Raw genomic sequence first — 13,499 nt, forward strand, 5'->3', positions numbered from 1 at the left:
CGCGAACGTCGACGACCGGGTTCGAGCCGGACTTCATGACCCCTTGAGCATGGCCCAACGCGAATTCCGGACCCAGTGCCTACGTCCCGAACACGGCACGCATCGCTCAGATACGACCCATGAATTCTTCATGTGAACCCGTGAACCGGGCACTGGCTGCCTCCGTCGGCGCCGACAAGACTCGGATCCGTGCGAACCCGCCATTCGCCCCGGATCAAGGAGAGAACGATGCCCTCTGATGTCCTTCGCGCGCTGGACAGCCTCGACGACCTGGTGATCGAGGACCTCACGGACGTAGCCGACTGGACGCGGCCCACCGAATCGTTCGTGTGCTGGGCCGAATCCGTGCCGGGCACACCGTCCGCCGCCACCCGCTCCGCCGGACCGCTCGCCGCCTGATGACCACCTCCCCGCCGACCGCCACCGGCGCCTACCTGGGCTTCAGACCGCATCTGCGCGTCGAATCGGTCCCGGACGAGGCCGTTTACCTCATCTCGGAGCAGCACGTGACCGCCCTGCACGGACAGCAGATCGCCCGCCTGGCGCCCCTGCTGGACGGCACACGCCAACTGGACTCCCTGCTCACCGACACCGCGCACGAGATGCCGGCCGAGCAGACCGTCCGGCTCCTCGACCGGCTCGCCCACGCCGGGCTTCTCGCCGAGCACCCCGCCGGGCCGCCCGCCCCGGAGGTGGCGGCGCAGTACGCGTACTGGGAGGAGGCGGGTCTCGACGGCGCCCCGGCGGCGCGGCGGCTCGCGGCCGCCTCGGTGCACATCACGGCTGTCGGTACCGCCGATCCCGGCGAGCTCCGGGCCGCCGCCGAGGCCGGCGGGCTGCGTACGGTCCCGGCGGAGCGGGCCGCCACCACCGATCTCACCCTGGTGCTCTGCGACAGCTATCTGAATCCCGGACTGCTGGCCCTCGACGCCGAGCACCGGGCGGCGGGACGGCCCTGGCTGCCGGTCAAGGCCAGCGGGACGCAGACCTGGATCGGCCCGTTCTTCGGCCCGCAGGCCGCCGACCCGGCCTCGGACACGACGCCCGCCGGCCCCTGCTGGTCCTGCCTCGCCGCACGCCTGTGGCCCGCACGCCCGGTAGAGGCGCACGTGCAGCGCGCGCTGGGCCGCTCCGGTCCGCTGCCGCGCCCCTCCTGCGCCCTGCCCGCCGGCCGGCTCGCGAGCCTGCATCTGGCGGTTCTGGAGGCCGCGAAGTGGCTGGCAGGGCACCGTCATCCGGAGCAGCGTTCGCTGTGGACGCTGGACGGACTCACGCTGACCGGCAGCCGGCACCCGGTCGGGCGCCGCCCGCAGTGCGCGCGGTGCGGCGACCCGAGCCTGATGAGGCACCAGGTGCTGGCGCCCGTAGTGCTGTCGTCCGTTCCCAAGCGGGACCGGGAAGGCGGCGGCCACCGCGCGCTGACCGCTCAGCAGACGCTTGACCGTTACGGCCACTTGATCGACCCGCTCACCGGACTGGTCAGGGAAATCCGCCGGGACCCACGGGGCCCGGCCTTCCTCAACTCCTTCCACGCGGGCCACAACCCGGCGGCCGGCGCCGAGGGCCTGGCCGGCCTGCGGACCGGGCTTCGCTCCACCAGCTCCGGCAAGGGCACCACCGCCCTGCAGGCCCGGGTCGGTGCGCTGGCCGAAGCCGTGGAACGCCACTGCGGCCACCTCCAGGGAGACGAGCCGACCGTCGTCAGCAGCTACGACGCCCTCGGGCCGAATGCCGTACACCCGGACGACGTACAGCTTTTTGACCCGCGGCAGTTCCACGGCCGGGATCGCTGGAACGCCACGCACAGCGCGTTCCATCACGTTCCGGAGCCCTTCGACGAGGACGCCGAGATCGAGTGGACGCCCGTCTGGTCACTCACCGCCGGCCGCCACCGGCTGCTGCCCACGTCCCTGCTCTACTACAACTCGGCCGGGCTCGCCGGGCGCCGTTTCGCCACCGCCGGCTCCAACGGAACCGCCGCCGGCGGCAGCCTGGAGGACGCCGTGCTCCAGGGCTTCCTGGAACTGGTCGAACGTGACGCCGTAGCCCTGTGGTGGTACAACCGCACCCGTCGGCCCGGCCTGGACCTGGACTCCTTCGAAGACCCGTGGACCGCCGAACTGCGCGCGGTGCACCGATCGCTGCACCGCGAGGTGTGGGCGCTCGACCTCACCTCCGACCTCGGCATCCCCGTCGTGGCCGCCCTGTCCCGGCGCACGGACAAGCCCGCCGAGGACATCGTGCTGGGGTTCGGCGCCCACTTCGACCCCCGCGTCGCGCTGCGCCGAGCCCTCACCGAGGTCAACCAACTGCTGCCCTGCGTGGTCGACGCCCGCGCCGACGGAACCGGTTACGACGTCACCGCCCCCGGCACACTGCACTGGATGCGCACCGCGGGCATCCACAACCAGCCGTACCTGCTGCCCGCGCCCGGGCGACCGGCGACGGGCCCCCGGACGCATCCCTACGTCGATCGCACGGACCTGCGCGACGACATCTCGGCCGCCGAGGACATCGTGCGCCGGGCCGGGCTGGAGCTGCTGGTACTGAACCAGACCCGCCCCGACGTGGGGCTGCCCGTGGCCCGGGTTCTCGTTCCCGGTCTGCGCCCGCACTGGGCCCGGTTCGCCCCTGGCCGCCTCTTCGACGTACCCGTACAGCTCGGGGACCTCGGCACACCGACCCGGTACGACGACCTCAACCCCATCCCGCTCTTCCTGTGATCCCGGCGCCGGCACACGGCGCCGGCCCCTTGACCCCACCTGGGCCCACCTTGTCTATCAGCGACTTCGCTCCGCCCCGGCTCACCGAGCTCTGGTCCCTGCGCGACGACACGCACGTCGACTTCGACTCCGGCCCCCGGGGCTCCGTACTGCTCGACACCCGGTGGGGCGAACTGCGGATCCCCGAGCCGGGCGAGGACCTGCGCGAAGCGCTGCGGCGCATGCGCATCGGCCCCGTCTCGCTGCGCAACGTACTGCCCGACTTCCCCGACATCGGCGTCCCCGCCGACGACACCCCGCTCAGCGCCGGCACCGCCGCCCTGCTGCACGCCCTGTCGCGGCTGCAGCACGTCGTGGTCCGCATGCTCGCCGTCGGACCGGCACCACTGCTGTCCGTCGTCCCGCTCTCCGAGCACGCCCGCTTCGCTCCGCGTCCGCTGCCCGAGGGCCGGCCGTGCAGGCTCTCCCGCTTCGCGGTGGTGCGGCACGCGGAAGACGGACTGCGCATGGAATCCCCGCTGTCCCACCACCGGGTGGAGCTGCTGCGCCCTGAAGCCACCCTGCTGCTGAGCCGCCTCGGCAGTACGCGCGGCACGCCCTGGCAGGCCGACGCGGTACCCGCGCTGCCCGCGGCGGTCACGGACGCGGCCCTGTCCTATCTGACCGCTACCGGCATGGTCCTCCTCGCTGAGCCGCCGCAGGCGCCCCGGTCACCGGACCTGCCGCCGCTGTTCAGCGAGGACCACGACCCGGCGCTGCTCCCCTGGTCCGCCGACGACCTCCTGGTCCACTCCCGCAGCAGGCTCGGCCGCCACGACGGCGACTTCGGCGCGGCCTACTCCCACGCCGACCGGGTGCCGCCCGAACCCGTGGTCAAGCCCCCGGTGAACGAGGTGAACATTCCCCTCTTCCGCCCCGACCTGGACGAACTGCGCCGCAGCGACCCGCCGTTCACCGCGGCCCTGGAAAGCGACCGGCCACTTCCCCACTGCGGCTCCGGTGAACTCACCGCCCGCCAGATCGGCTCCTTGCTGTACCGGGCCGCCCGCGTCCGTTCGCTGCACTCGCCGGACCGCCACGTTCCCGACGGCTACCTGCACAGCGACCGTCCGTACCCGAGCATCGGCGACACCTACGCCCTGGAGCTGTACCTCCTGGCCGGCGAGCACACCTGGCCCGCCCCCGGCGCGTACCACTACAACCCGCTCACCCACTGCCTGGAGAAGATCGATGCCGCCCCACAGGCGCTGGCCGAGCTCTCGGCAAACGCCCGTACGGCGGCCAACCTGCCCGGTCCGCCACCGCTGCTCCTCACCATCACCGCGCGCTTCAGCCGCTCCTCCTACAAGTTCAGCGGCGTCGCCTACACCAGCATCCTCAAGGACGTCGGCGCGCTCCAGCAGACCCTCTCGCTGGTCGCGACCACCCTGGGCCTCGGCTCGTGCGCTCTGGCCGTCGGCGACGCGGACGCGGCGGTACGGGCCTTCGGCCTGGACTGGCGTACGGAGTCGAGTGTGGGCGACTTCCTCATCGGACCGCCGGCCACTGCCGCGACCGGCCCCGCACGTGACGTGATGGTCATCGGATCGCTCCCTCGCGTACGGGCCGACGCCAAGGCCACGACCGGTGTCGATCACCACAGTGCGCCGGGGGGACGGAATCGATAATCTTCTGCACGAACGAGCACTTCTCCGGCGGCCGCGTGTTCCGTGGTCGCCGGACAACTCGCTGGGGGAGCGACGTTGGACATGCCGACCGATCGTCTGTCAGGAATACCGCACGTCAACGTCTCGAAGCGATTGGCCCCCAAACTGGCCATGACCATTACGACAGTTGTGCTCTGCGCGTTTTGTTTCGTAGCGGTCACCTATGAGTTGAGCGCGAATCCCACTCCGGAAATGTTCTCCGAAGCCATGGGGCTATTGCTGCTGATATTCGGCATTCAGCTGGCGATTTCGTTCCCCCGGCTGATCCCGAGGCTGAGCCGGCACCGGTTGTTGATTCTTTTCCTCCAGGGGCTGCTCACCTTCCTCCCGTTCGCCACCTTCAAGCAGGCATGGATGCCACTGCCGGGGCTGCTGTGCGGCTCGGCCCTGCTGGTCCTGCCGGACGCGCTGGCCTGGACGGCCTTCGCCCTGCTGACACTGAGCGTGGACGTCCTGCAGTTCTACGTGGGCCTGGGCTGGCGCGACGTCGCGTACACCACCGTCTCCACCATCCTGACCGGCCTGGTGGTCTTCGGTCTCTCCCGGCTGTCGGACCTGGTGACGGAGGTTCACCAGTCCCGCGCCGACCTGGCCAGGCTCGCCGTCGACCAGGAACGGCTGCGCTTCGCGCGCGACCTCCACGACCTGCTGGGCTACAGCCTGTCCACCATCACCCTCAAATGCGAGCTGGCCTACCGGCTGTTGCCCGGCCAGGCGGACCGCGCCCAGCAGGAGCTCGCAGAGATTCTGCAGACCTCGCGCCAGGCGCTGGCCGACGTACGGGCGGTAGCCTCCGGATACCGCGACATGTGCCTGGCCACTGAGGTCTCCGACGCCGTGTCCATGCTGTCCTCGCTCGACATCCACACCATCACGCGGGTCGAATGCGGCACGCTCCCCCGGAACGTCGACACCGTACTGGCCACCGTCCTGCGCGAGGGGCTGACGAACATGCTGCGGCACAGCGAGGCCGACCGCTGTGCGATCACCGCCGTACGGCAGAAGCGGACGATACGTTTCACCCTCACCAATGACGGCGTCGGTCACCGTAAAGCCCGGCTGGAAACACCCGCTTCCCGAGGCGGGCACCACAGCAGCGGCATTCGCAACCTCGCCACCCGGGTCGAAGGGCTCGGCGGCCGGCTCGACGCCAGGGTGGCGGACGACGGGTGGTTCGTGCTGGAAGCCGTACTCGAACTCCCCGAAGAAGTCCCTGGAGATCTCCCCGGAGAACTCGCCGGAGAAAGCCGCGGAGGACCGCCCGAACCGGCCGGGGTCACAGCCAGCCGGCCTCGCGCGCGATCCGTATAGCGTCCACGCGGTTGCGGGCATCGAGCTTGCTGACCACGGTGGTCAGGTAGTTGCGGACCGTCCCGGCCGAGAGGTACAGCCGGGCGGCGATCTGGCGGGCCTCCTCGCCCTCCGCCGCCAGTCGCAGCACCTCCAGCTCACGGGAGGTGAGCGTGGTGTGAGCCGGCTCCAGCGCGGCCATCGCCAGTGCGGGGTCCACCACCTGCTCACCCTTGGCGATGGACCGTATCCCCGCGATGAGCCGGTCGGGCTCGATGTCCTTGAGCAGGAAACCGGAGGCGTGCGCCTCCACCGCGCGGCGCAGATTCCCCGGCCGGCCAAGACTGGTGAGGATCAGGGTGCGGCACTCCGGGACGGCGGTGTGCAGCGCCGCCGCGGCGCTGATCCCGTCCGTTCCCGGCAGGTCGATGTCCAGTACGGCCACATCCGGCCGGGTCTCCCGCGCCTTGGCCACGATCTCGGTGCCATTGGCCAACTCCGCCACCACCGCGATGTCGGGCTCCAGCTCGATCAGCGCGACCAGTGCCCTGCGCAGCATGTGCAAGTCTTCGGCAATCAGAACCCGGATCACGTGCCCCCCTCAGCGAAGCGCTGCTCGAACGCTCTCTCGTCCGATTATGCACATGGTCATCACCGGAACAGATTCCGCCCTTGAGGGACAAAACGGGTGGGCCGGGCCGCCGTGCGGGCGGGGCGGGGCAGCGCCTCACCGACCAGGTCCGCGGCGGTCCAGCAGATCCACGACCTGGCCGAAGAAGCCCTCGTCCAGCATCGTCGCGACCGACGTGTCCGCCTCTCCCCCGAGCCCCGCGTCGTGGCAGGCGACGCTCATCAGGTAGCTGTCGCCCAGGTCCAGGCCATACGTACCGAAAGCCCATTCGCCGTACGACGCCGGCCGGCCGTCCGGGGTGAGCGGTCCCCGCCCGTCCGCATCGAAGCCGAACTGGGTGAACCCCATCCGCATACCCTGCCCGAGCGCCTTGGTGTACGCCTCCTTGAGCGTCCACAGCCGCAGCAGCTCCGCCTCCTGCTCGGGCATCGGCAGTCCGGCGAGCATCGCGCGCTCGGCGACGGTACACATCTGCCGGTGCACCTCCGAGTACCGCAGCCTGCGGCCCGCCAATTCGGTATCGACACCGATCCGGCCACGCCGGTTGAGCCCCACCACCACCAGGTCGAGGGTGTGGCTGAGGCTGACGTCGAGCTGATCGCAGCCGCGCAGGTACGGTCGCCCGCCCGGCTTGTACGCCACCTCCAACGTGTCCGGCACGACCTCCAGCGCCGCGCCCGCGGCATGACGCACGAGCAGCCGGGACACCGCGAACCGGTGCCGGACCTCCGGCTTGGCCAGCGCGTTGAAGCGCTCCCAGTCCCGGTTGCCCAGCAGCCGGCGCAGCTCGGGCCCGGCGGCCACGGCGGGCAGCCACCGGTTCCAGTCGGCGTACACCACCGCATGCCCGAAGAACGCGACGGACTCCCGGACCCGGAGCCACGGCCCGGCCGGGCCCTCCATCAGGATCGGCGCCGCAAGCGTGCTCCCGCCCCGCTCGTACCCGCTCATCGCCCCGTCCCGACTCCGCCACTCCCCGCGAGCAGCCCCGCGTGCAGGTCATAGGCACGCCCCGACCGGTACCGGGCCACCACCTCGCCGAACACCCGGTCGACGCAGTCCGGCGGCAGAGCGGGCAGCTTCAGGCCCAGCCGGCCGCCGAGCCGGCTGAGGGCCAGCACCAGCCAGGCCGGATCGGCCAGAAACGGGTCCGTACCGTCCTGTCGCGTCCAGAAACCCAGCACGGCGCCCGCGGCGGCCACATGCGCATACCGGTCGGCCAGCGCACACGCCTCGGGCCGCGCCAGCACCGCCCGGTCACCAGCCGGCATGGCGCCGAACTCCCTTCGCAGCAATTGCAGTTCAGCGATGAGGCTCTCGGTCAGCCTCACCAGCACCTCCCGGTACGGTCCCGCCTCTCCCGCGTCCCCACCAAGGCGTGGGAGAGCCCCGTTCAGCGAAGCGGCGAGGAAATCCGTCCCGCCGGCCACCGCCAGCCGGCCCATTTCAAGCGGCGGCATCGACGGTCCGGCGCGGAACAGCGACGGGGGCGGCTCCTCGGCCACACCCCAGGAATCGCGCGCCAGCCCCGGAAGTTGGGGCAGCAGTACCGCCTGACAGGCCGCGGTCCCCAGGTGCCCGAGCCCGGCGGCCGGCAGGTCGCGCAGCAGCTTGTGCACGTACGACAGTCCGCTCTGCCGGAGGGAGTCCGATGCCCCGAGCACCGTGCCGAGTTCCTCAAGGTCTTCCCGTACGAGATCGGGCACCAGGTACTTGACGGCCGCGGCGCCCAGATGCGCGCTGTCCGGCAGTACGTGCAGGGAGCGCAGTACCACTGTGGCCATGGCGTCGCACCACAGGAGGTCGGCGAAGACGCCGGCCAGCACCTGGCGTTGGCGCTTCCCCGGCCCCTTGGCACCCTCGGCCGTCACCGCGGCCACAGCGGACCGCAACGCCGTGTCCCCGGCTCCCAGCACCACCGACGAGACCAGCGCGCGGTTGAGCTGGAAGGTGCGCAGCGCGAGCTGTGTGCCGTCTCCGGGACGCCCCACCACGGAGTCCGGGGGGAGGTGACGGTCCGTGAGTTCCAGCCCGGCGAACCGGCAGCCTCGCATGCCTGTCGTCAGCTGCCGGGGCAACACGCGCAGCCCGGCCGGCGGCCGTTCCCGCGCGTCGAGGAGCAGCACCGAGTGACTTCGCGGCCCGCGCCCGGGCTCCGTCCTCGCGTAGACGACGTAGCCCGCCGACCGCTCGGCGTTGAGGACCGCGTCCTTGCGCCCGTTCAGTACGTATCCGTTCTCGGTCCGCCGTGCCACCAGCTCGCCCCGCCACATGGCGTTCCCGTGCGCCAGGCTGTGATGGACGATGGACAGCCGTCCGCCACCCAGCAGGGTCCGCGCGGTGCGGCCGCGCTGTTGCTCCGTACCGGCTGCCCATACCGCGGAAGCGGCGAACAGTGACGTGATCCCGTATCCGAAGCCCAGGGCCACGTCGCGCCGGAAGACGGGCCTGAGCACTCGCGCGAGCACATCGGCCCGGTCCAGCCGCCCGCCCAGCGCGACGGGCACGAACTCGCTGGCGAAATCCGCCGCGTCCAGCGCCCTCTCACCCGCCGCCGGGAGTTCGTTGCGCCGGTCCGCCTCAGCCAACGCGGCCATCCCCAGCGGGTTCGCACCGTCGCACGGATCCCCGAAGGCCCGCTCCAGCTCCTCGATCCGCCGCCGCACCTGTGGCTCCGTACGCGCCGCTAGCACGCATCACCCCTGCCCGGCGGCCACGCGCACCGGGCCTCCAGCTCTCGCGCCAGCGCCAGCTCCACGCCACTCAGCGGGACATCGGGGCTCAGCCTCTCCGGATGCCCGGGCGCGGGCCCACCGCCCAGCCCCACGGTCCCGCGGTCCTCCTCCGCCGGACCGACGATGCCGTACCCCGCCATGGCCAGCGCCCCGAAGACCTTGCACGCCTCCCAGAGGGCCCTGACGAACCGCACCCTCACCACGTCACGGGCAGTTCGCGCACCCCGTACACGGCTTTGTCCGTGCGGTACTCGAGCTCCTCGTACGGCACCGCGAGCCGCAGACCGGGCAGCCGGCGCAGCAGCGTCTCGAGAGCGATCTGCATCTCGGCGCGGGCCAGCGGCTGCCCGATGCACTGATGCACCCCGAACCCGAACGCCAGGTGCCGGCGCGCGTCGCGGGTGATGTCGAGCCGCTCCGGGTCCTGGAACAGCGCCTCGTCCCGGTTGGCCTCGGACAGCATGCACAGCACGCCCTCCCCCGCCCGGATCAGCGTCCCGTCGATCTCCACGTCCTCCAGAGCGGCCCGCGGCAGCCCGAAGTGGACGACGCTCAGATAGCGCATCAGCTCCTCCACCGCCCCCTTCATCAACGAGGGTTCAGCGCGCAGCCGGGCCATCTGCTCCGGATGCCGCAGCAGCGCCAGCGTGCCAAGAGCGATCATGTTGGCCGTCGTCTCGTGGCCCGCGACCAGCAGCACCATCCCCATCGCGGCGCACTCGGCCTCGTCGAGCTCACCGCGTGCCACGAGCCGGCCCAGCAGGCTGTCGTCCGGTTCGCGCCGCTTGCGCTCGGCAAGTCGCGTCAGGTAACCGGTCAGCTCGGCCATGGCCGCCTTGATCTCCTCGGGCGGCGTACTGAGGTCGACGAGCGCGCTGGTTTGGCTCTCGAAGAACTGGTGATCGGCGTACGGCACTCCGAGCAGGAGACAGATGACCCGCGAGGGCACCTGCAACGCGAAGTCACGCACCAGGTCGGCCGGGGAACCGTGCCCGGTCATCCGGTCGAGCACCTCATCGACGATCCGCTGAATCTGCGGCCGTTGCGCCTCGGCCCGCTTGACGATGAAGTCCCCGGTGAGCATCCGGCGCAGCCTGGAGTGCTCCGGATCGTCCAGCCGCAGGAAACTGGGCGTGGCCTTCGTGAGCAGCTGTTTGCGTCCGGGAGAGAGAAACGGAAAGCCCGGCACCCTGGCATCGGCGCTGAACCTCTTGTCCAGCAGTACGGTCCGCATCTGCTGATGCCCCGTCACAAGCCAGACCGCCGTCCCGTCCCACAGACTCATCGGACTGACCGGACTTCTGCGCCGGGCCTCACCATAGGCGGGCGGCGGCGCGAAGGGGCAGGCCCCACGGGCAGCCGGCAGGGTCACTGTGCTCTCATCGGTGTGCGTGCCAGTCATGCTGCTGAGCTCCTTTCGGGTACGTACCAGGACATATCGGTCAGGCCTTGCCCGCGTCGTCCTCCACCGAGATGGCATTGGCCGGGCACAGCGCGACAGCCAGCTCCACATCGCCCCGCACCGCGCTGCCCGCCCACCCCTGGCGCAGCAGCACCAGCCCGTCGCTCTCGCTCTGATCAAAGACGGCCGGAGCACTCATCACGCACTGCCCGGCTCCACAACACCGGTCCCGGTCAACGCCCACCCGCATGCCGCACACCTCGCCAACTCCGAGAAAACCACCCACCCGGGCAGCCCTCCAAAGCAAACCCACCCCACCTCGCACCCGAATCGAGCCCCACCTGAGAACGAGTCACCCTGATCCGACGCGGTCGGCGTCGCCTGGAATCCGGAGGGGCTTCTACGGCCAAGCTCGTCGCCGGCTCACGAGCGCCTCTAGCGCTCCGATGCTCGAAAAAAGCAAAAGCCCCAGGTCACGGCGAGTGAGTCCTGGGGCTTCCACAGAGCCGCCTTCGGGATTCGAACCCGAGACCTACGCATTACGAGTTGTCCGATCTTGGTCCGCAGGTGTCCGTGAACATCCGTCATGTGTCCTCCACCGCAGGTCAACGGCAGATCTGGACACACGCGGACAACCGCAGACCCCTGCGGATCAGGCTCCAACCGAGACCACAAGTGAGACCGGCCCCCAACCAGCCCGGCACTACCGCGAGCGGAGCGTTGTCGCACTCCCAGCGCGACGACTCTTTCGTCCCGAACGCGATTTCGGGGACAGTTGACCTTGTGGTGCAAGTGACTGCCCTCGCCCAACACCCCGCGTTCAGTCCGTGGTTGTCCACGATGGTCCGGCGCGAACTGTTGCGTTTGGCCCCCTCTTTGGCCCCCCGGTGGAAGCTTCGGGGGAGGAGCGTGAGGTGCCTACGTCGCTCGCGTAACGTCGCCTTGTGCTGGCACTCTTCGACCTCGACAACACCCTGATCGACCGCAGCGCGGGCCTTGAGCACTGGGCTCGTGGCTTCGTGCGCTCGCGCTCTCTGCCCCAGGAGGCGGAGACTGTCATCTGCGATCGGCTCCGCGACCGGGCACACCCTCAGGACTTCGTGGGCCTGGGAGCGGCCCTCGGTCTCAGCGATGACCCGGGCAACCTCTGGCACGAGTACGTCGATGGCATCGCGAGGTCGGTGCGTTGCTTCCCCGGAGCTCGGGAAGGGCTCGAAGCGCTCCGTGGCGCGGGGTGGGCCCTCGGCATCGCGACGAACGGCGCGGGTGACATCCAGCGCGCCAAGCTCGCTGCGGCCGGTCTGGCCCCGCTCTTCGACGGCATCTGCGTCTCGGGTGAGCTAGGGGTGCGGAAGCCGGAGCGCCGTCTCTTCGAGGCTGCGGCGGCGGAGTGCGGTGCGTCGCTCAGCGCTGGCGGGTGGATGGTCGGCGACAACCCCGAGACGGACATGGGTGGGGCGAGGGCAGCGGGGCTGCGGACACTCTGGGTGGCCAATGGTCGTGAATGGGCCGATGGCCTCCGAGAGCCCGACGTCATGGTGCCGGGCATCGCGGAGGCCATCGAGGTACTGCAAGGCAAAACGGTCTAGGTGCGCTCGCCGTGCGGGCCTGTGTGCAGCTCCTCTAGTACGAGCGCGAGATCCGGCGACGTGTCCTTGAGATTTGCCCACCGCCCCATCACAGCGGCTGCGGCGTCGGCCAGCTCAGAGGGGAGTCCCGCCTCTTGGAGAGCGTGAGCCGCCTCCCTCATCTCCGGGCCCCAGCGCCACGATCGAGCGGCGACCTTCGGGAAGTACGCGGTCTCTGCCAGGTAGCTGGTCGTACGGCCTTCGGCGATGTCGAGTAGTTCTGCCTCCACCCCGTGGTCACTGGCGAGGGCGTAGGCGACCGCGGCCAGAGCGCGGCTGGCCTTCTGATAGCTGCTGTACGAGAGCTTGAGCGCGGACGCCTGTCCGATCTCGCCCGGCAGGAGACGTGCTTGAACAGCGCTTCCGTCGAAGAGTTGGGCCACTGGGCGCAGCGCGTCGGCTGGTCCGGACAGGTAGAGGCGGGCGCTCTTCGAGTCCGACGGCGGAGAGCCGATCACCGAGCCGTCGACGGCAGTCGCCCCGGAGCGCTGCACAATGGCGCTTACGTTGGCCATCGTCACGGGGGAGACGGCGTTCCCATCGACGTAGATTCCGGTGTACGAGCAAGCCGTGACGCTCCGCGCCACATCTTCGGCGGCGGCCGGCGGGCACAGGCTCAGGATGATGTCGGCCCGATCAACCATCTCGCTCAACGCGTGTACCGGCGTGAGGCCGTATCGCTCGGCTCGTTCCTTGCTGCTCGCGCTGCGTCCGGCCGGACACCACAGAACCTCAGCACCGGAGCGCCGCGCCTGAGCGGCGACGGCGGCTCCCATGCTGCCTGGGTGCAGGATTCCGAGCGTCGTCACCCGACCAGCTCCCGGACGTTCCGGCTTTCGGATGAGGCAGAAGCCGCGAGGGCGTCGACGATGGTGTTGGCGGACTCGGTGGGGCTGAGTTGGTCGGTCCGGAGGGTGAGGGTCCATGGCTCGGTTTCGTGGGCCAACAAATCCTCTCGGGTCTCGTGCCAGACCTTCACCCGAGCCTCTACGTCCTTGTCTCCGCGGCTGATGGAACGTGACTCCGTGACGTCCAAGGGGCACCACAGGAGCACGCGAATCCAGTGCAGGGGAAAGGCCGCCACCGCCCCAACTCCCGCGACCTGACCCATGTGTAGAACGGGGATGCGGTCTGCGTCGACCAAGCTCGCGACGCCCTGCCGGTCGATGGCGTACTCAGCGTCGTAGCGGGCGTTGCGGTAGAGGAGGCCTCCTGTGCGCGACAGCTCTTCGATGTGGTCGACGGTCGTGAGCCGGTACCCCGTCGTACGCCCGGGACCGGCCTTGAGTCGCTCGAACAGAACGAACTCAGGACGGAGCCGCGTCAGTTCACTGGTGATGGTGTCCTTGCCGGAGCCGGGCGGCCCGTACAGGATCACGCCGGA

Annotated in this window: 13 protein-coding genes; 5 read left to right on the forward strand and 8 right to left on the reverse strand. The window is 70.3% G+C overall.

Annotated elements, in window-relative coordinates:
- Window positions 1-228 precede the first annotated feature (228 nt).
- The 4 genes from G412_RS39525 to G412_RS32730 all read left to right on the forward strand — a co-directional run bounded on the left by G412_RS39525 (window position 229) and on the right by G412_RS32730 (window position 5,740).
- Window positions 229-399, forward strand: coding sequence for a hypothetical protein (locus tag G412_RS39525; protein ID WP_157839040.1), 171 nt, complete (start codon window positions 229-231; stop codon window positions 397-399).
- Window positions 399-2,723, forward strand: coding sequence for a TOMM precursor leader peptide-binding protein (locus tag G412_RS0100680; protein ID WP_028810386.1), 2,325 nt, complete (start codon window positions 399-401; stop codon window positions 2,721-2,723). The genes G412_RS39525 and G412_RS0100680 overlap by 1 nt, the downstream gene beginning before the upstream one ends.
- Window positions 2,724-2,773: 50 nt before the next feature.
- Window positions 2,774-4,390, forward strand: coding sequence for a SagB family peptide dehydrogenase (locus tag G412_RS32725; protein WP_051338025.1), 1,617 nt, complete (start codon window positions 2,774-2,776; stop codon window positions 4,388-4,390).
- A gap of 231 nt (window positions 4,391-4,621) precedes the next feature.
- Window positions 4,622-5,740, forward strand: a complete 1,119-nt coding sequence (locus G412_RS32730; RefSeq protein WP_244282812.1) for a sensor histidine kinase — start codon at window positions 4,622-4,624, stop codon at window positions 5,738-5,740.
- On the opposite strand, the gene G412_RS0100695 is transcribed toward G412_RS32730, so the two are convergent.
- The 6 genes from G412_RS0100695 to G412_RS0100720 all read right to left on the reverse strand — a co-directional run bounded on the left by G412_RS0100695 (window position 5,706) and on the right by G412_RS0100720 (window position 10,737).
- Entirely contained in the window at window positions 5,706-6,311 is a 606-nt protein-coding gene (locus tag G412_RS0100695) for a response regulator transcription factor (RefSeq protein ID WP_028810387.1), read from the reverse strand. The two genes, G412_RS32730 and G412_RS0100695, sit on opposite strands and share 35 nt — an antisense overlap.
- Window positions 6,312-6,446: 135 nt before the next feature.
- Entirely contained in the window at window positions 6,447-7,301 is an 855-nt protein-coding gene (locus G412_RS0100700) for a 4'-phosphopantetheinyl transferase family protein (protein WP_028810388.1), read from the reverse strand.
- Window positions 7,298-9,043 carry an acyl-CoA dehydrogenase family protein gene (locus G412_RS32735; RefSeq protein ID WP_078606702.1) on the reverse strand — a complete coding sequence of 582 codons (1,746 nt, stop codon included), beginning with the start codon at window positions 9,041-9,043 and terminating at the stop codon, window positions 7,298-7,300. Before G412_RS32735 ends, G412_RS0100700 begins: the two co-directional genes overlap by 4 nt.
- Window positions 9,037-9,279, reverse strand: a complete 243-nt coding sequence (locus tag G412_RS32740) for a DUF6059 family protein (protein ID WP_037647243.1) — start codon at window positions 9,277-9,279, stop codon at window positions 9,037-9,039. The genes G412_RS32735 and G412_RS32740 overlap by 7 nt, the downstream gene beginning before the upstream one ends.
- Window positions 9,280-9,281: 2 nt before the next feature.
- Window positions 9,282-10,487 carry a cytochrome P450 gene (locus tag G412_RS0100715; protein WP_028810389.1) on the reverse strand — a complete coding sequence of 402 codons (1,206 nt, stop codon included), beginning with the start codon at window positions 10,485-10,487 and terminating at the stop codon, window positions 9,282-9,284.
- A gap of 40 nt (window positions 10,488-10,527) precedes the next feature.
- On the reverse strand, window positions 10,528-10,737 hold the full coding sequence (locus tag G412_RS0100720; RefSeq protein ID WP_028810390.1) for a ferredoxin: 210 nt from the start codon (window positions 10,735-10,737) through the stop codon (window positions 10,528-10,530).
- 694 nt (window positions 10,738-11,431) lie between these two features.
- Here G412_RS0100720 and G412_RS0100725 point away from each other — a divergent pair.
- Window positions 11,432-12,076, forward strand: a complete 645-nt coding sequence (locus G412_RS0100725; RefSeq protein WP_028810391.1) for an HAD family hydrolase — start codon at window positions 11,432-11,434, stop codon at window positions 12,074-12,076.
- On the opposite strand, the gene G412_RS0100730 is transcribed toward G412_RS0100725, so the two are convergent.
- Both G412_RS0100730 and G412_RS40660 read right to left on the reverse strand, forming a co-directional pair.
- The gene (locus tag G412_RS0100730) at window positions 12,073-12,924 is read right to left on the reverse strand and encodes an NAD(P)-dependent oxidoreductase (protein WP_028810392.1); all 852 of its coding nucleotides are present in this window, start codon (window positions 12,922-12,924) and stop codon (window positions 12,073-12,075) included. The genes G412_RS0100725 and G412_RS0100730 overlap by 4 nt on opposite strands.
- Window positions 12,921-13,493 carry an ATP-binding protein gene (locus G412_RS40660; protein WP_244282813.1) on the reverse strand — a complete coding sequence of 191 codons (573 nt, stop codon included), beginning with the start codon at window positions 13,491-13,493 and terminating at the stop codon, window positions 12,921-12,923. The genes G412_RS0100730 and G412_RS40660 overlap by 4 nt, the downstream gene beginning before the upstream one ends.
- Between the last annotated feature and the right edge of the window lie 6 nt (window positions 13,494-13,499).

This window comes from Streptomyces flavidovirens DSM 40150, assembly GCF_000429085.1.
In the GTDB taxonomy this organism is placed as follows: domain Bacteria; phylum Actinomycetota; class Actinomycetes; order Streptomycetales; family Streptomycetaceae; genus Streptomyces; species Streptomyces flavidovirens.